Here is a 14,532-nt window from a genome sequence, read left to right on the forward strand (position 1 = left end):
CACCGCCGCCCCACGTGCCCCGCCCCCCGCCCCCCCGTCCGGAATCTCCGCGTGCCCTCCCCGTGAGCGTTCCGTTACCTAACCGCACTGTCCACAGGGGTTCACCCCCCGTTCACTTACGGCCATCGGCGGCTTCACCTGATCTGCCTACTTTCGGCCTTACCTGATGGAGGGCGCGCCTCGCGACCGCGTCCGCATCACCGCAGACTTCGCACGCCGCCGAATTCAGGACGGCGGCTCCTGGAAGGAACTCCCTCAGTGAAGCTTCAGCGCATGAACCGGCGGGCCCTCGCTCTCGGTGCTCTCGCCGTCTCCGGCGCCCTGGCCCTCACGGCGTGCGGCTCGGACGACACCGGCGGCAACGGCAGCGGTGGCGACGCCAGCGCGGCCGCCAACAGCTCGATCAAGTGTGACGACGCCAAGGGTCAGCTCCAGGCTTCCGGCTCCTCCGCGCAGAAGAACGCGATCGACGCCTGGGTCAAGGCGTACACGGCCGCCTGCAAGGACGTCCAGATCAACTACAACCCGACCGGTTCGGGCGCGGGCATCACCGCGTTCCTCCAGGGCCAGACCGCGTTCGCCGGTTCCGACTCGCCGCTGGAGGCCGAGGAGATCGAGGACTCCAAGAAGGTCTGCTCCGGCGGTCAGGGCATCGACCTGCCGATGGTCGTCGGCCCGATCGCCGTCGGCTTCAACGTGCCGGGCGTCGACAGCCTCGCCCTGGACGCGTCCACGCTCGCCAAGATCTTCGACAACAAGATCACCAACTGGAACGACGACGCCATCAAGAAGCTGAACCCCGGCGCGAAGCTTCCCGACCTCAAGATCCAGGCGTTCCACCGCTCCGACGAGTCCGGGACCACGCAGAACTTCACCAAGTACCTGAAGGCCGCCGCCCCGGGCGACTGGAAGTACGAGGCCGAGAAGTCCTGGCAGGCCAAGGGCGGCCAGTCCGCCTCCGGCTCCTCCGGCGTCGCCCAGCAGGTGAAGCAGGTCTCGGGCGCGATCTCGTACTTCGAGCTCTCGTACGCCAAGGAGGGCATCAAGACGGTCGACATCAAGACCAAGGCCGCCGAGCCCGTCAAGGCCACCACCGAGAACGCCACGAAGTCCATCTCCGAGGCCAAGATCACCGGCACCGGCAAGGACCTCGCCCTGGAGCTGAACTACGCGCCGAGCGCCGAGGGCGCCTACCCGATCACGCTCGTCACGTACGAGATCGTCTGCGACAAGGGCAACAAGTCCGACACCCTGCCCGCGGTCAAGTCCTTCCTCGGCTACATCGCCTCCGAGGACGGCCAGGCGCAGCTGACCGAGGCCGGCTACGCCCCGATCCCCGGCGAGATCATCACCAAGGTCCGCGACACCATCCAGGGCCTGGCCTGACATGAGTGTGCGGCCCGGCCCCGCACGGGGGCCGGGCCGCACCGTCCGGTGCACCGCCGCCAGGAGCCTCCCGCCCGCCGGGAGGCTCCGCCCCGAGCCGCCAGCCGCGGCGGCTCCGCAGACCGGAGAAGCCGATGGATGTGACGACACAGAAAAACGACGCGCCCCCCGCCCCCCAGCCGCCTTCCGCCACCGAGCAGAAGCGGGCCGCCCGCGGCGCCACCCGCCCCGGAGACCGGGTCTTCCTCGGGCTCTCCCGCGGTTCCGGCATCTTCCTGCTGGTGATCATGGCCGCCATCGCGGTCTTCCTCAGCTACCGGGCCGCCATCGCCATCAGCAAGGACGAGGGCAACTTCTTCACCACCTTCGAGTGGAACCCGACGGGTGAGCCGCCGGTCTTCGGCATAGCGGTGCTGGTCTTCGGCACCGTCGTCTCGTCGGTCATCGCGATGGTCATCGCGGTCCCGATCGCGGTCGGCATCGCCCTCTTCCTCACGCACTACGCCCCGCGCCGGCTCAGCGGCCCGATCGCCTACGTGATCGACCTGCTCGCCGCCGTGCCCTCCATCGTCTACGGCCTGTGGGGCGCCCTCGTCCTGGTGCCGAACCTGGAGGGGCTCTACGGCTGGCTGGACGATTACCTCGGCTGGACCGGCGTCCTGGAGTGGAACGGCGGCGCCCCCCGCTCGCTGTTCACCGTGGGCATCCTGCTCGCGATCATGATCCTGCCGATCATCACCAACGTGAGCCGCGAGGTCTTCCGCCAGGTCCCGCAGATGCACGAGGAGGCCGCCCTGGCGCTCGGCGCCACCCGCTGGGAGGTCATCCGGATGTCCGTGCTGCCGTTCGGCCGGTCCGGCGTGATCTCCGCCTCCATGCTCGGCCTCGGCCGCGCCCTCGGCGAGACGATGGCCGTGGCCATGGTCCTCTCCCCGAGCTTCGACATCGGCGCCAGCCTGCTCGACCCGGGCGGCGGCACCTTCGCGCAGAACATCGCCAGCAAGTTCAACGAGGCCACCCCGATGGGACGGGACGCGCTCATCGCCTCCGGTCTCGTCCTCTTCGTGATCACCCTGCTGGTCAACGGCGGTGCCCGCATGATCATCAACCGCCGCAAGGAGTACTCGGGGGCCAACGCATGAGCCACACGGTGAACACCCGGCACAGCCTGCGCGGTGCCACGCTGCCCAAGTGGACCCCGTGGGCGGTCGCCGCGGGCTCGATCGCGGCCGGTCTCGGCATCAGCGCCGCGGCCGGGCTGGACAGCAACGTCCAGTGGGGCCTGATCGCCGCGCTCCTCTTCGTCGTCGCCTCGTACGGCATCGCCGTCCGGGTCGAGGGCGTCCGGCAGGCCAAGGACCGGCTGGCGACCAGCCTGGTGTGGGTCTCCTTCATCCTCGCCGTGGTCCCGCTGGCCTCCCTGGTGTGGGAGACCGTCGAGCGCGGTGTGAAGGTCCTCGACGGCTACTTCCTCACCCACTCGATGGGCGTGGTCGCCGACGTCGAGCCCGGCGGCGGCATCTACCACGCCATCCTCGGCACCCTGGAGCAGGTCGGCCTCGCCGCCCTGATCTCCGTCCCGGTCGGTGTGCTGACCGCGATCTACCTGGTCGAGTACGGCCGGGGCAAGCTCGCCAAGGCGGTCACCTTCTTCGTCGACGTCATGACGGGCATCCCGTCGATCGTCGCGGGCCTGTTCATCCTGAGCTGGTGGATCGTGATCCTGGACATGGGCTACTCCGGCTTCGCCGGCTCGATGGCCCTGACCATCCTGATGCTGCCGGTCGTCGTCCGCTCCACCGAGGAGATGCTCAAGCTCGTCCCCAACGAGCTGCGCGAGGCCTCGCTGGCGCTGGGCGTGCCGAAGTGGCGGACCATCCTCAAGGTCGTCCTGCCGACCGCCATCGGCGGTATCACCACGGGCGTGATGCTCGCGATCGCCCGCATCACCGGTGAGACGGCTCCCGTGCTGCTGCTGGTGTGGGTCACCAGCTTCATCAACGCGAACCCGTTCTCCGACCCGCAGGCCTCGCTGCCGGTCTACATCTACCTGCAGTACTCGCAGGGTGCGGACGCGGCGTACGACCGCGCGTGGGCGGCGGCCCTGGTGCTCATCGCCTTCATCATGATCCTCAACCTCGTGGCCCGGGGCATCGCCCGCTGGAAGGCCCCGAAGACCGGTCGCTGACGCGGCCGCCGCAAGCGAACAGTCAGCGACGCGAAAGAAGCAGTGATTCACATGGCCAAGCGCATCGATGTCAGCGGCCTCAACGCCTACTACGGTTCCTTCCTGGCCATCGAGGACATCTCGATGACCGTCGAGCCCCGGTCCGTGACGGCCTTCATCGGTCCGTCGGGCTGCGGCAAGTCCACCTTCCTGCGCACGCTCAACCGGATGCACGAGGTGACGTCGGGCGGCCGCGTCGAGGGCAAGGTCATGCTCGACGACGAGAACCTGTACGGGCCCGGGGTCGACCCGGTGGCCGTGCGGCGTGAGGTCGGCATGGTCTTCCAGCGGCCGAATCCCTTCCCCACGATGTCGGTGTACGACAACGTGGCGGCGGGGCTGCGGCTGAACGGCAAGTACAAGAAGTCCGAGCTGGACGACGTCGTCGAGAAGTCGCTCAGGGGCGCGAACCTCTGGAACGAGGTCAAGGACCGGCTGAACAAGCCGGGCTCGGGGCTGTCGGGCGGTCAGCAGCAGCGGCTGTGCATCGCCCGGGCGATCGCGGTCGAGCCGAACGTGCTGCTGATGGACGAGCCGTGCTCGGCACTGGACCCCATCTCGACGCTGGCGATCGAGGACCTGATCTGCGAGCTGAAGGAGCGGTTCACGATCGTCATCGTGACGCACAACATGCAGCAGGCGGCGCGCGTGTCCGACCGCACGGCGTTCTTCAACCTGGCGGCCGTCGGCCAGCCCGGCAAGCTGATCGAGATCGACGACACGGAGCGGATCTTCTCCAACCCGTCCGTCCAGGCCACGGAGGACTACATCTCCGGCCGCTTCGGCTGAGCCGGCGGTCCGTCCTCGGACCCCTCGCGGTGCTGCATGGCGGTGCCACCGCGGGGACGCAGAAGGGCCCGCCCCCCGGGAGCCGGGGGGCGGGCCCGCTGCCGTGCGGCGCCTTCACGCCCGCCGGTGGCGGGCCGGGGCGGGCGCCCCTACAGGAAGGCCAGGTGCACCAGGCCGAACGCGCACGCGGCCACCGCGGCCGCCGCCGGCATCGTGATGAACCAGCCGAGGATGATGTTCTTGGCCACGCCCCACCGCACCGCGTTCACCCGCTTCGTCGCGCCCACGCCCATGATCGCCGAGGTGATGACGTGGGTCGTGGAGATCGGCGCCTTGAACAGGAACGCCGTGGTGAACATGATCGACGCGCCGGTCGTCTCCGCCGCGAAGCCCTGCGGCGGGTCGAGTTCGATGATCTTGCGGCCGAGGGTGCGCATGATGCGCCAGCCGCCCGCGTACGTGCCCAGCGACAGCATCACCGCGCAGGCGACCTTCACCCAGACCGGGATCGGGTCGCCCTGGTCCTCGACGTCCGCGATGACCAGGGCCATCACCACGATGCCCATGGTCTTCTGGGCGTCCTGCAGGCCGTGGCCGAGGGCCATGCCCGCCGCCGACACCGTCTGCGCGATGCGGAAGCCCCGCTTGGCCTTGTGCGGGTTGGTCCGCCGGAAGAGCCACAGGATGGCCGTCATCACCAGGTAGCCGACCAGCAGGCCCACCACCGGCGAGATGAACATGGGGATGACGATCTTCTCGAACACGCCGTGCCAGTACACCGTCGTGCCGCCGGCCAGGGCCGCGCCCACCATGCCGCCGAACAGCGCGTGCGAGGAGGACGAGGGCAGGCCGAAGTACCAGGTGACGAGGTTCCAGGTGATCGCGCCGACCAGGGCGGCGAAGAGGATGCCCATCCCCTTGGAGCCCTCGGGCGTCTGGATCAGGCCCTCACTGACGGTCTTGGCGACTCCCGAGCCGAGGAACGCGCCGGCCAGGTTCATCACCGCGGCCATCGCCAGGGCGGCCTTCGGGGTCAGGGCGCGGGTCGAGACGGACGTGGCGATGGCGTTCGCCGAGTCGTGGAAGCCGTTCGTGTACGTGAAGAAGAGCGCGACCAGGATGGTCACGACCAGGGCGAAGGTGTCCATGGACGGGCCTCAGGACTCCTTGACGGCGATGGTCTCCACCGTGTTCGCCACGTGCTCGAAGGCGTCCGCCGCCTCTTCCAGCACATCCACGATCTGCTTGAGCTTGAGGACCTCGATGGCGTCGTACTTGCCGTTGAAGAGGTGGGCGAGCAGCTTGCGGTGGATCTGGTCGGCCTGGTTCTCCAGGCGGTTGACCTCGATCCAGTACTCGGTCAGGTTGTCCATGGTGCGCAGGTGCGGCATGGCTTCGGCGGTCAGCTCGGCCGCGCGGGCCAGGACCTCGATCTGCTGCTCGACGCCCTTGGGCAGTTCCTCGACGTTGTAGAGGACGACCAGGTCGACGGCCTCCTCCATGAAGTCCATGATGTCGTCGAGGGACGAGGCCAGGGAGTAGATGTCCTCGCGGTCGAACGGCGTGATGAACGAGGAGTTCAACTGGTGGAAGATCGCGTGCGTGGCGTCGTCACCTGCGTGTTCCGCTGCCCGCATACGCTCTGCGATCTCGGCTCGGGCGGAAGCGTCCGCCCCGAGCAGTTCCATCAGGAGTTTCGAGCCCGTGACGATGTTGTCCGCGGACGCGGCGAACATGTCGTAGAAGCTCGTCTCCCTGGGGGTCAGACGAAAGCGCACGTGGGGTCCTCAAAATGCATCGGTTTCGGTCAGGCTGATGCTAGGCGCATCATCCGGCCACGGCTATCGGGCCGCCCACCAGTGTCGCCCATCGGACAGTGTGATGAGCACGGGGGCGGTTCATGGATCGGATCCGGCCTCCGCACACCGCATCGGCCAAGGGCCCTATACCCAGCGAAGTTGGGTACCATATACCCACCAGGGGTATATGTCGGCTGTCTGTGCAACAGGAGGACGCGATGACGACCACCGAGGCCGGCGCGGGAGCGCCCTCCTCCCCCGACACGGTCACCGATCATGACCGGGGAGTGCACGGGTATCACCATCAGAAGGACGAACACCTCAAACGGCTGCGCCGCATCGAGGGCCAGATCCGCGGCCTGCAGCGGCTGGTCGACGAGGACGTCTACTGCATCGACATACTCACCCAGGTCTCCGCCTCCACCAAGGCCCTGCAGTCCTTCGCCCTGCAACTGCTGGAGGAGCACCTGCGCCACTGCGTCGCCGACGCGGCCGTCAAGGGTGGGGACGAGATCGACGCGAAGGTGCAGGAGGCGACCCGGGCGATCGCCCGGATGCTGCGGACGTGACCGCCTCCCGGCCGCTCAGCCCCCGCCGGCCTGCGCCCGCGCCTCCGCGACGCGCAGCACCTCGTCGATGCTCTCCAGACTGAGCCGGTCCTCGGCGGCCGAGGCCGCGATGATCAGCTCTCCGCACAGCTCGATCTCGGCGAGGGCCACATGGTCCTGAACCGCCGTACCGCCGACCGGAGCCACGCCGTCACCTCGTCTCTGCCGTCACCTGCTTCCTAGAGTAAGGAGCGGCGCACGCGCCGCGCATGGCACGGACGGGCTAGTTCACGCCGGTCACTCCTCGGCGATCCGGCCCGCGTAGATGTCGTCGCCGTCCGGCAGCCGCACCTCGACGGGGGCCCCGAAGTCGTACAGCAGGGTCGTCGAGGCGACGGCGAGGGGGCTGCGTCCCCGGCCGTTGACGAAGCTGAACCGGTGCCGGACCTTGCGGACGCGGCCCTGGTCGTCGAGGTAGGCGTCGAAGGGCACCTCGGCCGTGGCGAACCCTTTCGCCGCCGCCGCCAGGGAGGCCCTGTTGCCGGCCGAGGCGCGCTGCGCGGCGACCGCCAGGTCCGCCGTGCCCCGGTAGTGCCGTACCGCGGTGCCGGCCACCTCGGTGCGTCCCACGTAGGTCGCCGTCCGTGTCCCGCGCAGCACCTCGGCGGCCGCGAGGGGGTCGGTGGCGCCGCCGGTCACGAGATTGCCGTCGGACAGCGTCCGCGTCTCCACCCGCACCCACTTGTCGGCGGGCACGCCGGCTCCCCGGTTCTTCATGAACAGGGCGCCGGGGGCGAGGAGTTCGGTGATGGTCCGGCGCGTGGCGGAACCCGCCGGGTCCTGCGGCAGCAGCACCTCCAGCCGGCCGAGCCGCTGCCGGTAGTCGTAGACGCCCTCGCCCCTGATGGTCACCCGGGTCCCGCCGGTGGCCATCTGCACCGAGGTACGGGCCTTGGAACTCCCGGCGGCCACCAGCCGGCCGGCGGCGCGGTGGAGCGCCTCGACGGAGTCGCCGGCGCGGACGTCCTCGGCGGCGGCGTCACCGCCGGAGCACCCGCCCGCGCCGAGGCACGCGCAGAGCACGGCCCCGGCCGCGGCGGCCGCCCGCCCCGTACGCCTCCGCTGTCGTTGCCGCCTGGTCATCGCCTGCCTACCCCCAGCCGCTGCGTCCGTCCCGGGCCCGCTGTCGTTCCGGTTAACGACGGGTAGCTAGCGCCGTCACGCGCGCACGGGGGCGCGGTGGGACGGGAGAGGGGGACGCCCGGCACGGGCCGTTCACCTGGCGTGGGTACGGTGACCGGCGTGACTGAGCAGGAGCGGTCGGCGCTTTCCCCCGAGGGGCCGGAGCACCGCACGACCATGGTGGAGCGGGGGCCCTTCTGCCTGGCCCGCTGCACCTGCGGCTGGAGCGGGCCGGCCCGCCGCGCCCGCAGCCTGGCCCGGACGGACGCGGCGCGGCACACCGCCGACGGCTGACCCGGCCGTCGGCGACAGGGCCTGGGGCCTGTCGTCGAACTCCCGTCGTCCGCCCGGAGGGTGGGCCCCGCGGCGTCGGGTGCGTGCTCTCGGCGTGCCGGGCGTCGGCCCTCGTACTGGATGTACTCGGGTCTGCGCCCGGTGCGGCGAGAGTGCGTGCAGGGCGTCGCGGGGCAGGCGGGAGTTTGACGACAGACCCTGGGGCAGGCGCAGGGTCAGGGCAGGCGCAGGGCTTCGAGGAGGGCGTCGACCAGGTCGCGGTCCTGCGGCCGGGTGAGGCGGCGGCGGGCCGCGCCGGGCGTGAGCCACAGCACGCGGTCCACCTCGTCGGTGGCGACGAAGGCGCCGCCGGTGGCCTCGGCCGCCCAGTAGCGGACCTGCTTGGGGCGGCCGCCGGCCGTGTAGCGCAGGGTGGGCAGCTCGGCGCCGGGCGCGGCGGTGCAGCCGGTCTCCTCCGCCACCTCGCGCAGGGCGCCCGCCAGCGGGTCCTCGCCGGGCTTCAGCTTGCCCTTCGGCCAGGACCAGTCGTCGTACTTGGGCCGGTGGACGAGGCAGACCTCCAGCGCGCCGTCCTCGGGGGAGCGGCGCCACAGGACGCAGCCGGCCGCCTGGACGGTGGTGTCGTCGGGGGAGTTCACGGGGTGCTCACCGCCTCCTTCGCCTTCCTCGGGCCCTCGTCACGACGCGCCGACGACGTCCTTCTCCCAGCAGCGCTGGAACGCGTACCGCGCCGCCTCCACCTCGTGCCGCTGGTCGGCGTGGAGCACGCCGAGGGCGTACGCGGTGGCCGGGGTGATGCGGGGCGTGCGGGCGGCCTGGGCCGCCGCGGCCGCCGCCTCCGAGGCGTCGCGGTGCCGGTCCAGGGCCTGGCCGGCGGCCAGCAGCCGTACGTCGGCGGGCGCGTTCTCGCCCCGGACGACCTCGCGGGCGTAGCGGTGCAGGCGCAGCAGCAGGCGGACCTGGTGCCAGGGCGCGTCCTGCGGGTGCGGGGCCGGGTCCGGGGACAGGCCGTGGGCCAGCGCCTCCGCGTTGTACGGGCTGCCCGCGGTGAGGAGGGGGAGCGCGGCGACGGCGTCGGCGAGACGCTCCTGCGCGGCGGCGGCCAGGGGACGCAGGTCGGCTGTGGCCGCGGGGCGGTTCAGGGGGACCTCGCTGGCCAGTAAAGCGACCTTGTCCGCGACCGCGTGGAAGCGGCTGCTGCCCAGGGCCTGCAGGGCCGTGGAGTGGGCCCGGGTGCGGGCCAGGGTCAGCTGGCGTTCGAGCAGGGCGCCCGCCTTCGCCGCCCCGACCGTGAGCTTGCCGCGTTCCGAGGAGGCGGCCGGGTGGTGGGGCGGGGGACCGGCGTGGCCGGACGCCTCCCCCGTGCCCGGCCGGGCCCGCGCGGGGGAGCCCCCGGGGTCCGTCCGCGCCGTCCCCCCGGAGCGCCCGGCCACGGCGGCGGCCGGGTGGGCGGGGAGGGCCGCCGAGCCCGACAGGCGGTGCAGCGCGGCCAGCAGCCGCTCCAGACGCGAGGTGTACGCGTGCTCCATCGCCAGCGTGCCGGACACCCAGGCCAGTTCGGGGCGCATGCCCTCGGACCAGTCGGTGTCGAGGAGGGGCTGGAAGGTGTGCAGGCTGCCGCTGATGCGGCGGGCCGAGCGGCGCAGCGCGCGGGCCGCCTCGACGGACTCCTGCGAGCCGCCCGTGCCCGCGCCGGTCTCCCGGTGCAGGCGCAGGGCGCGGAGGAACTCGGTGGCCTGGGCCCGCAGATAGCCCGCGAGGGCGTCCGCGGTCACCGCCCCGGCCCCGAGGTCCGTCGTCGGATCATGGTGTCGCGTTGCCACGCCGGCGCCTCCGGGCGTCTATGAGCATCTCCTGGATGTTGCGCAGGGGCCCGCCGTCCCCGTCGGTGGCGTGCCGGGTCCACTCGCCGTCCGGGCCGAGGTGCCAGGAGGCGGTGGTGTCGGACATGCCGGTCTCCAGCAGCCGGATGAGCGCCGCCCGGTGGGCCGGGTCCACGACCCGGACCAGGGCCTCGATGCGGCGGTCGAGGTTGCGGTGCATCATGTCGGCGCTGCCGATCCACACCTCGGGCTCGCCGCCGTTGCAGAAGGCGAAGACCCGGGAGTGCTCCAGGAAGCGGCCCAGGACGGACCGGACCCGGATGTTCTCCGACAGGCCCGTCACGCCCGGCCGGATCGCGCAGATGCCGCGCACCCACACGTCCACCGGGACGCCCGCCTGGGAGGCGCGGTACAGGGCGTCGATGAGGGCCTCGTCGACGATCGAGTTGGCCTTGATGCGGATGTAGGCGGGGCGTCCGGCGCGGTGGTGCTGGGCCTCCTTGTCGATCCGCGAGATCAGGCCGTCGCGCAGGGACTTGGGGGCGACCAGCAGGCGCCGGTAGGTCTCGCGGCGCGAGTAGCCGGAGAGGCGGTTGAAGAGGTCCGAGAGGTCGGCGCCGACCTGCGGGTCGGCCGTCAGCAGGCCGAGGTCCTCGTAGAGGCGGGCCGTCTTCGGGTGGTAGTTTCCGGTGCCGACGTGGCTGTAGCGGCGCAGGGTGTCGCCCTCCTGGCGGACCACCAGCGACAGCTTGCAGTGCGTCTTCAGGCCGACCAGGCCGTAGACGACGTGGCAGCCGGCCTCCTCCAGTTTGCGCGCCCACTTGATGTTGGCGTGCTCGTCGAAGCGGGCCTTGATCTCGACCAGGACGAGGACCTGCTTGCCGGACTCGGCGGCGTCGATGAGCGCGTCCACTATCGGGGAGTCGCCGGAGGTCCGGTACAGGGTCTGCTTGATGGCGAGGACGTCCGGGTCGGCGGCGGCCTGCTCCAGGAAGGCCTGCACCGACGTGGAGAACGAGTCGTACGGGTGGTGCAGCAGCACGTCCCGGCTGCGCAGGGCCGCGAAGATGTCCGGCGGCGAGGCCGACTCGACCTCGGCGAGGTCGCGGTGGGTGCCGGCGATGAACTTGCGGTACTTCAGCTCGGGCCGGTCCAGGCCGTGGATGCGGAAGAGGCCGGTGAGGTCCAGGGGGCCGGGGAGCGGGTAGACCTCGGCCTCGGTGATCTTCAGCTCGCGCACCAGCAGGTCGAGCACCTCGCGGTCGATGGACTCCTCGACCTCCAGGCGCACCGGCGGCCCGAAGCGGCGCCGCATGAGCTCCTTCTCCAGGGCCTGGAGCAGGTTCTCGGCGTCGTCCTCCTCGACCTCCAGGTCCTCGTTGCGGGTGACCCGGAAGGTGTGGTGCTCCAGGACCTCCATGCCCGGGAACAGCATCTCCAGGTGGGCGGCGATGACGTCCTCCAGGGGGACGTACCGGCCCGGGGAGCACTCCAGGAAGCGGGACAGCAGCGGGGGCACCTTCACGCGCGCGAAGTGGCGGTGGCCGGTGACCGGGTTGCGCACGATGACGGCCAGGTTCAGGGACAGGCCGGAGATGTACGGGAAGGGGTGCGCCGGGTCGACCGCGAGCGGTGTGAGGACGGGGAAGATCTGGTTGCGGAACAGCGTGAACAGACGGCTCTGCTCCTTGTCCGTCAGCTCGTTCCAGCGGACCAGGTGGATGCCCTCCTCGGCGAGGGCGGGGGCGACGTCCTCGTGGAAGCACGCGGCGTGCCGGGCCATCAGCTCGCGCGAGCGGGCCCAGATCATCTCCAGGACCTCGCGCGGCTGCAGCCCGGAGGCGGAGCGGGTGGCGACGCCGGTGGCGATGCGGCGCTTCAGGCCGGCCACCCGGACCATGAAGAACTCGTCCAGGTTGCTGGCGAAGATCGCCAGGAAGTTGGCGCGCTCCAGCAGGGGCGTGGCCGGGTCCTCGGCGAGTTCCAGGACGCGCTCGTTGAACGCCAGCCAGCTGCGTTCCCGGTCGAGGAAGCGCCCCTGCGGCAGCGGCCGGGCCCCGTCCGCCGGCGACTCCTCGTACCCGTCGAGGTCGGCGTCGAGGTCGGGTTCCAGATCGGAGACGGTCGCCGCCACGGTGTGCGGGCGGTGGGCGGCTATGGAGCCCACGGAGGGCTGCGGGTGCTGGACCGGGGCCTGAGGATTCGGCTGGCTCATGAATACATTCTTCCGCGTCGCCAGCATCACAGGCGCGTCGGAAAGCGCGGGTGGTGGCGGGGGCGCGGCCGGTGCGCCCCCGTCGCCCCCGGGACCCTCTCGGGGCGGCGAAGGCTCTGGCACGGCGGGAGTCATTGGCCGAGCGTCGCAAGGCCGTCTGAATCAGCGGTTACGGAGACATGACGTGCGGGATAGCGGGAGGCGGCCCGGGGGCGTCCCGGCCGGTCCGTGCCCCCGGCTCCGGAGCCGGGCGCCGCACGTGCCTCCCCCGGTGGCGGGACGCGCGGGACGGGGTCCGGGCCGTGCGGCGGCGCACCGGCGCGAAGGCGGTGGCGGTGACGGGCGCGGTGACGGGCGCGGTGACGGGCGCGGTGACGGCCGGAAAGCCGCGGCGGACCGGCCGGGGGACGGGACCGACGCGCTCGCCGTACGCCCGGCCGGCCAGGGGAGCGGGGCACCGTCCGGTACGGCGGTCACGCGGCGGCCCTCGGGATCTGCTGCGGTGTCCGGGCGAGGGCGAGGGCGAGGGCCACGCGGGCTCGCTGGCCGCCGGACAGCGGGAGGGCCTTCGCCGGGGGCCGAGGCTGCCGCCGACCATGATCCGCCCGGTCACGATCAGCCTGGCCACGATTCGCCCGGCTGCGGACGCGCCCCGGCGGCCGGGGCCGGGGGCGGCGCCCGGGTGTGGCGTCCCGGCGACGGTGAGCTGCGGGTACGGCGGCTCGTCCTGGCCGGCGCAGCCCACCCGTGCCCGTGCCTGCGCCGGAGCCCCGCCGGGCACGGTGGCCGTGTCCCGGTGGGGGCCGGCAGCCCGGCGGCGAGGGCGGGCCGGGCGGACTCGCCCGCGCCGCCGTGGCCGGCCCCGGCGCGGACGCGGCCGGCCCATGAGGCCGTGGCACGGGGCCCGGACCCGGCCGTCGGCGGGTCAGGAGCGCGCGCGGACCGCCGGATCGTTCAGACACAGCGCGATGTTGCGGACCGCGGTGGTGAGTTCCTCGATCACCCGGGCCGCCTGCTCCGCGTTGTGGAAGGCCGGGTGCCCGGTCAGTGACAGCCCCAGCTCCTCCGCCGCTTTGACGGCCAGCCCGGTGCTCACGGCGGAGGGGGAGAGGTGGGGGGAGGACGGCGGCTCGGTCCCGGGAGGCGGTTCCGGTGAGGCGGGCCGGACCGGCACGGCCTGGTCCGCCTCGGGCGCGTCGGAGGCGGCGAGGGCCGGCTCGGAGACGGCCAGGGCCGGTGATCCGGCCGACGCGGCGCCGGTCTGCGCGCCTTCCCAGTACGTCTCGAACGAGGCGTGGGAGGTGTGGAAGGCGTCGGAGTCACCGGTCATGGAGGCGTACTCCTCCTCCGGCCGCGACGGCGCGGCCGGCGAGGACTGCGAGAGATGGGTGGGATGGGCGGGGTGGGCGGGATGCGCGGGATGCGGGCCCTGGGAGATCTGCTGGGCGTGCGGGGCCGGAGCCGGCGTGTTGCGCGCCCGCGGCAGCACGAAGTGCTCGAAACCGGGGAACTCCGGGGTGGCGGGGGGCAGGGAGGGGCGCGGGTTGTACTCGGTCTGCCACTGCATGCGGTAGCAGTCGACCTGGTCGGCGCAGGCGGCGCGGGCGTGGAAGACCGCGGTGTCCTCCCCCAGGTCCGGGTACCAGAGGTTCGGGCCCGGGAAGCGCACGGTCCGCATCCGCGGCTTGATCGGCTCGGCGCATCCCATGCAGCAGCCCTCGGGCACCATGAGGGGGATGCCGCCGTTCTGCTCCGGCCACCGAGGGCCGCCCTCCCAGCGGTACTCCCCGTGCTGGCAGGGCGGCAGCTCGCCGCAGGCGCGGCAGACCGCGTAGTGCTCCGGCAGGACCTGCCAGTCGTGGCTGGCGGGGGCGCACCAGTGCTTCGGCGTGGACCGGGGAAGGTTCTCGTTGCGCAGCACCAGGATCACCGGACGCTTGTAGAACTCGGCCCGCTCGGGAGCCGGTTTGGCCACCTGGTTGTTGGCCCGCCGCAGTTCGTTGGCGTGCCACCACAGCTCCACGTGGTCGCGCCAGGCCTTCTCGTAGGAGTCCGGCCACCGGTCGCCCGTGTAGCCGTTGATCTCCAGGATCCGCCATGCCTGCCGGTCGAGCACCACGATGGAGCCGGCCCGCAGCCGCATGTGTGTTCCGTTGTCACCTTCGTCCGGCCAGTCGTGCCGGCCGATACGAGTGGGCTGGTCTGGGAGCCACCTGCGAACCTGCATGTCATGCTCCTCGGCAACGAAACTTTATGGCCACAAAAGGTG

General features: G+C 71.9%; 14 protein-coding genes. 6 read left to right on the forward strand and 8 right to left on the reverse strand.

Going from position 1 to position 14,532, the window contains the following annotated elements:
* Window positions 1–258: 258 nt before the first annotated feature.
* From pstS to pstB, 4 genes are all read left to right on the forward strand, one after another.
* Window positions 259–1,386, forward strand: a complete 1,128-nt coding sequence (gene pstS, locus AB0L29_RS03065) for a phosphate ABC transporter substrate-binding protein PstS (RefSeq protein ID WP_365822722.1) — start codon at window positions 259–261, stop codon at window positions 1,384–1,386.
* 134 nt (window positions 1,387–1,520) lie between these two features.
* Window positions 1,521–2,528 (forward strand): phosphate ABC transporter permease subunit PstC, encoded by a 1,008-nt coding sequence (gene pstC / locus AB0L29_RS03070; RefSeq protein WP_365822724.1) that lies wholly within the window; start codon window positions 1,521–1,523, stop codon window positions 2,526–2,528.
* Window positions 2,525–3,574, forward strand: a complete 1,050-nt coding sequence (pstA, locus tag AB0L29_RS03075; RefSeq protein WP_365822726.1) for a phosphate ABC transporter permease PstA — start codon at window positions 2,525–2,527, stop codon at window positions 3,572–3,574. Before pstC ends, pstA begins: the two co-directional genes overlap by 4 nt.
* Window positions 3,575–3,625: 51 nt before the next feature.
* Window positions 3,626–4,402: a phosphate ABC transporter ATP-binding protein PstB gene (pstB, locus tag AB0L29_RS03080; protein WP_365822728.1), complete on the forward strand. Its 777-nt coding sequence runs from the start codon at window positions 3,626–3,628 to the stop codon at window positions 4,400–4,402.
* Between the two features lie 149 nt (window positions 4,403–4,551).
* Here the strand turns inward: pstB and AB0L29_RS03085 are convergent, their stop codons facing one another.
* Both AB0L29_RS03085 and AB0L29_RS03090 read right to left on the reverse strand, forming a co-directional pair.
* Entirely contained in the window at window positions 4,552–5,550 is a 999-nt protein-coding gene (locus AB0L29_RS03085; RefSeq protein WP_365822729.1) for an inorganic phosphate transporter, read from the reverse strand.
* A 9-nt stretch (window positions 5,551–5,559) separates the two neighbouring features.
* Entirely contained in the window at window positions 5,560–6,180 is a 621-nt protein-coding gene (locus AB0L29_RS03090; protein ID WP_026252685.1) for a DUF47 family protein, read from the reverse strand.
* 239 nt (window positions 6,181–6,419) lie between these two features.
* On the opposite strand from AB0L29_RS03090, the gene AB0L29_RS03095 reads away from it, so the two are divergent.
* A complete protein-coding gene (locus AB0L29_RS03095; RefSeq protein ID WP_365822731.1) occupies window positions 6,420–6,770 on the forward strand; it encodes a metal-sensitive transcriptional regulator in 351 nt (116 codons plus the stop codon).
* Between the two features lie 15 nt (window positions 6,771–6,785).
* Here the strand turns inward: AB0L29_RS03095 and AB0L29_RS03100 are convergent, their stop codons facing one another.
* Both AB0L29_RS03100 and AB0L29_RS03105 read right to left on the reverse strand, forming a co-directional pair.
* A complete protein-coding gene (locus AB0L29_RS03100) occupies window positions 6,786–6,956 on the reverse strand; it encodes a hypothetical protein (RefSeq protein WP_365822733.1) in 171 nt (56 codons plus the stop codon).
* A gap of 90 nt (window positions 6,957–7,046) precedes the next feature.
* Complete coding sequence (locus tag AB0L29_RS03105) at window positions 7,047–7,892, reverse strand: hypothetical protein (RefSeq protein ID WP_365822734.1); 846 nt, start codon at window positions 7,890–7,892, stop codon at window positions 7,047–7,049.
* A 159-nt stretch (window positions 7,893–8,051) separates the two neighbouring features.
* Here AB0L29_RS03105 and AB0L29_RS03110 point away from each other — a divergent pair, with 159 nt between their 5' ends.
* Complete coding sequence (locus AB0L29_RS03110) at window positions 8,052–8,225, forward strand: hypothetical protein (protein ID WP_365823451.1); 174 nt, start codon at window positions 8,052–8,054, stop codon at window positions 8,223–8,225.
* A 215-nt stretch (window positions 8,226–8,440) separates the two neighbouring features.
* Here AB0L29_RS03110 and AB0L29_RS03115 read toward each other — a convergent pair whose 3' ends face one another.
* The 4 genes from AB0L29_RS03115 to AB0L29_RS03130 form a co-directional block, all read right to left on the reverse strand.
* Window positions 8,441–8,863 (reverse strand): NUDIX hydrolase, encoded by a 423-nt coding sequence (locus tag AB0L29_RS03115; RefSeq protein ID WP_365822736.1) that lies wholly within the window; start codon window positions 8,861–8,863, stop codon window positions 8,441–8,443.
* 39 nt (window positions 8,864–8,902) lie between these two features.
* On the reverse strand, window positions 8,903–10,048 hold the full coding sequence (locus AB0L29_RS03120; RefSeq protein WP_365822738.1) for a CHAD domain-containing protein: 1,146 nt from the start codon (window positions 10,046–10,048) through the stop codon (window positions 8,903–8,905).
* Entirely contained in the window at window positions 10,029–12,263 is a 2,235-nt protein-coding gene (locus AB0L29_RS03125; RefSeq protein WP_365822739.1) for an RNA degradosome polyphosphate kinase, read from the reverse strand. Before AB0L29_RS03125 ends, AB0L29_RS03120 begins: the two co-directional genes overlap by 20 nt.
* Window positions 12,264–13,188: 925 nt before the next feature.
* Window positions 13,189–14,490, reverse strand: coding sequence for a hypothetical protein (locus tag AB0L29_RS03130; RefSeq protein WP_365822741.1), 1,302 nt, complete (start codon window positions 14,488–14,490; stop codon window positions 13,189–13,191).
* Window positions 14,491–14,532 lie beyond the last annotated feature (42 nt).

Origin of the sequence: Streptomyces sp. NPDC052701 (assembly GCF_040678355.1) — a bacterium.
Classification (GTDB): Bacteria; Actinomycetota; Actinomycetes; order Streptomycetales; family Streptomycetaceae; genus Streptomyces.

Bases quoted from the DNA above. Each gene is read 5' to 3' on its own strand.
- AB0L29_RS03105 (WP_365822734.1), bottom strand. From the start codon at position 7,892: ATGACCAGGCGGCAACGACAGCGGAGGCGTACGGGGCGGGCGGCCGCC.
- AB0L29_RS03130 (WP_365822741.1), bottom strand. From the start codon at position 14,490: ATGCAGGTTCGCAGGTGGCTCCCAGACCAGCCCACTCGTATCGGCCGG.
- AB0L29_RS03125 (WP_365822739.1), bottom strand. From the start codon at position 12,263: ATGAGCCAGCCGAATCCTCAGGCCCCGGTCCAGCACCCGCAGCCCTCC.
- pstC (WP_365822724.1), top strand. From the start codon at position 1,521: ATGGATGTGACGACACAGAAAAACGACGCGCCCCCCGCCCCCCAGCCG.
- pstB (WP_365822728.1), top strand. From the start codon at position 3,626: ATGGCCAAGCGCATCGATGTCAGCGGCCTCAACGCCTACTACGGTTCC.
- pstA (WP_365822726.1), top strand. From the start codon at position 2,525: ATGAGCCACACGGTGAACACCCGGCACAGCCTGCGCGGTGCCACGCTG.
- AB0L29_RS03085 (WP_365822729.1), bottom strand. From the start codon at position 5,550: ATGGACACCTTCGCCCTGGTCGTGACCATCCTGGTCGCGCTCTTCTTC.
- AB0L29_RS03095 (WP_365822731.1), top strand. From the start codon at position 6,420: ATGACGACCACCGAGGCCGGCGCGGGAGCGCCCTCCTCCCCCGACACG.